The 3,176-nt window shown below is 33.5% G+C and carries 2 protein-coding genes; both read right to left on the bottom strand.

Annotation, left to right across the window (positions count from 1 at the left end; all coding sequences use genetic code 11):
- Positions 1-55: 55 nt before the first annotated feature.
- Positions 56-274: an NfeD family protein gene (locus ACP6PL_RS15510; RefSeq protein ID WP_426546166.1), complete on the bottom strand. Its 219-nt coding sequence runs from the start codon at positions 272-274 to the stop codon at positions 56-58.
- A 624-nt stretch (positions 275-898) separates the two neighbouring features.
- Positions 899-2,977 (bottom strand): cation:proton antiporter, encoded by a 2,079-nt coding sequence (locus ACP6PL_RS15505; RefSeq protein ID WP_426546165.1) that lies wholly within the window; start codon positions 2,975-2,977, stop codon positions 899-901.
- Between the last annotated feature and the right edge of the window lie 199 nt (positions 2,978-3,176).

Here is a 3,176-nt window from a genome sequence, read left to right as displayed (position 1 = left end):
CATTTGCACTCACCGATGGCAAATGTCTAGCGCGTGTCTAGTTTTCAAGAAGGTGTTAAAGAGGTCGCACCAATAAAGTAATTCCCTGACTACCAACAACTGCAACTTCTTGACCTGGATAAAGAGTCATACTGTAATCTCTAAAAAGCATCGCAGGCCAATATGTAGCTTTGAATTTAACTCTTCCAGGTTCATCAGGAGTAATTTTTTCATCGACTATACCAGGTTGAGGTTTAGAAAACATTTTTGGAGGATTATTACTAAATATCTGCATTACTATTCTTCCTTTATTCCTTAATAGTTACATTTGAGTCAGTATGAATTTTTTTTATGCCCCTGTGGTTAGAAAATCTAGAAAAGTTTAAACAGTTTATTTTTGTTCTTAATTAGCACTACATTTTGCTTATGTGGTTTTCCGGAGGTTGCTTAATTTGCACCTCAGATTATTTTCTTTAGATATATCTACTTATACGATGTGCCAATAATAAGTGATAAAAAAGTTTTTGTTTGTAGTATTTCTTGAGCAACATAAAATATCTATCTTATTGCTAGAGCAAGACTACGAGAGCTTCTAATTATAATTATTCAACCAGACATTGATTAAAAATTTGGCATTGGTAAAATAAGGTATGAAATTCTTATAGTCGTAAGATTAATAGTCAGGAAAAAAGGTATTTTAACTTCCTGACTCCTGACTCCTAACTCTAAAAAATCATACAATTATTTACCAACGCCAAAAATTTAATAGATTTCTCTGAAAAAGAATGTAGAGAAGTTCCATTTCTCTTATTTTTGCCTTTTGCCTTTTAACTTTTGACTTAAATCAAGAATGAGGTTCACCAATAGAGATATTCTTACTATTCCTTATTCCCTATTCCCTATTCCCTATTCCATAATGTTAAGAATAAGGCTCTCCAAATATAACCACTGAACAAGTAATTTCAGACAGAACTTTAGTTGTAACATCACTAACAGATAACCCGGCTGCGGTACGTCGTCGCATGGAGCGTAAAATTACTAATTGATAAGCTCTTGCTGCTTTACTAATCACAGGTGCAACATCATCATAACGAATAATTTTAATTCTCGATTTAACTTCAGTGTTATCTTGAGAAATAAGTTGAGACAGTTGGGAATAAAACTTATTAATTTGTGCTTCAGGAGTCTGGCGATCACAAACATGAAGTATAGTCACAGAAGCTTGATTAGTATCAGCAAAAAGTTGAGCAAATCTAACAGTTCTTAATGCTTGGGGCGTAATATTTTTAACAGGTACTAAAATCCGATGAATATTGATTGGATCTTCTAACAAACGCATCACAGCTACCGGGCAATGAGCAGAGTAAAATACCTGGTCTATTATATTTCCAAATAAACGAGCTTTAATGCCAGTATTATTGTTCCAACTCATAACAATTAAACTAGCATTTTTTTCCCGTGCTGTGCGACTAATGGTCTTAGCAAAATTATCAGAAATTCGTGTTTCTGGAGTAGTGTCAACTTGAAAATTTTGGCTAATTTCCAAAGCATAACTTAACCTTTTACTGCTCTGTTGTAAAGCCAAATTTAATTGAGGAGAATCCATATTGACGTAACCTTTAACTATAGATAAAGGAATTATTAAACCTCCCTCATGTTTTGCCAACATTGCTGCCATTTCAATTAAATATTTTGTTTTTTCGGCAGAAAAATATACTGGCACTAATACAACAAATTTCTGGTTAACAATTCCATCAACTGTGTCTGTCAAATTGTCTGGAATTTGTTGATGAGTTTCCCACCAAATCAAAGAATTATCCGATGTAAAATCCACCTCTGGTAAAGAAATTTTACTCGCAAACCTAGCGGTCAGAATTGGACCCAAAATAGATGTCACCAACATCAAAAAAATTACACTATTAAATATTACCTCAGGCAAAATTCCTACTTGCAAACCCACCAATGCAGCAGCCAAAGTAGCAGCCACCTGTGGCATAGATAGAGACCACATACTCATCGTTTCATGCCAATTATATCGATAAATCTTTTTTGCCAAAAAGGCAGCCAAAAATTTACTCCCAAGCAAACCTAAAATAATAGATAAAGTTAATTCAAAGCTAGTTAAAAAAGTATTGACAAAAGCCGACATATCCAGCAATAATCCCATATCAATGAAAAAACAGGGGATAAATAAAACACTCCCAACAAATTCTATTTTATCCTTAACCGGACTTTTACCCACCACATCATTAATCGCTAAACCTGCCAGAAAAGCACCTACAATTTGATCGACATTAATCAATGTTGCACCTAAAGCAGCAATAAACACAACTAACAAAACAAATAAAAATTGATTACTTTCTTGATTAGTAGTTAGCCGGAAAAATTGTTTACCTACCCATTGAAAACCCCAAAGAATTATCCCCGCATAAATCGCCAAACTTCCCAATTGAATTCCTAAACTAATCACCGAAAAATTACCAGCATTAATCGACACACAAATTGCTAATACTAATAAAGCAGCAATATCAGTAAAGATTGTCGCCCCAATTGTTACAGTAATTGCTTGATTTCCCACTACACCCAACTGTTGTACGATGGGATAACCTAAGAGAGTATGAGAAGCAAGTAAAGAACCTGTTAAAATTGCACCATTCCAATCTAAACCAAATATTTTTGCAACTAATGTACCAGTAATAAGTGGGAATAAAAAAGTCGCAATTCCAAAACCAAGAGAGCGGTCTTTATGTTTTTTAAATTCTGCCAAATCAATTTCTAATCCGGCAACAAACATCAGATAAACTTTACCAATATCTGATAATAATTTCATCGTTTCTGTTTCCGGATCGAGTAATTTTAATCCATCTCCACCTAAAATAATTCCTGCCACTAATAAACCAACTAATCCTGGAAGTCTAAGACGTTCAAAGATAGGTGGAAGAGTGAGAATTACTAATAAAAGAATAGTAAATGTAACAATCGGATTTTGTGAAAGCAACTTTGTTATCCTCTAATAAAAAAATATACTCTTCTCTCTACTTTATAGTAATATACTAATGTTGAGACTTTCGTAGGGCATTTTGAAGGTAATTTTCATTAATTGATAATTGATAATTGATAATTACCTCTGGTTAAAACCGAGAGGATTGAATATAAGGAAATATTATTTCTCTTCTCTTGGTCGATTGGATATGCCG

The sequence above is a fragment of the Dapis purpurea BLCC-M126 genome (assembly GCF_050015975.1).
Lineage (GTDB): Bacteria > Cyanobacteriota > Cyanobacteriia > Cyanobacteriales > Microcoleaceae > Trichodesmium.
This window is presented reverse-complemented; position numbering and strand designations above follow the sequence as displayed.

Coding starts and splice junctions, on each gene's coding strand:
- ACP6PL_RS15510 (WP_426546166.1), bottom strand. CDS start 274: ATGCAGATATTTAGTAATAATCCTCCAAAAATGTTTTCTAAACCTCAA.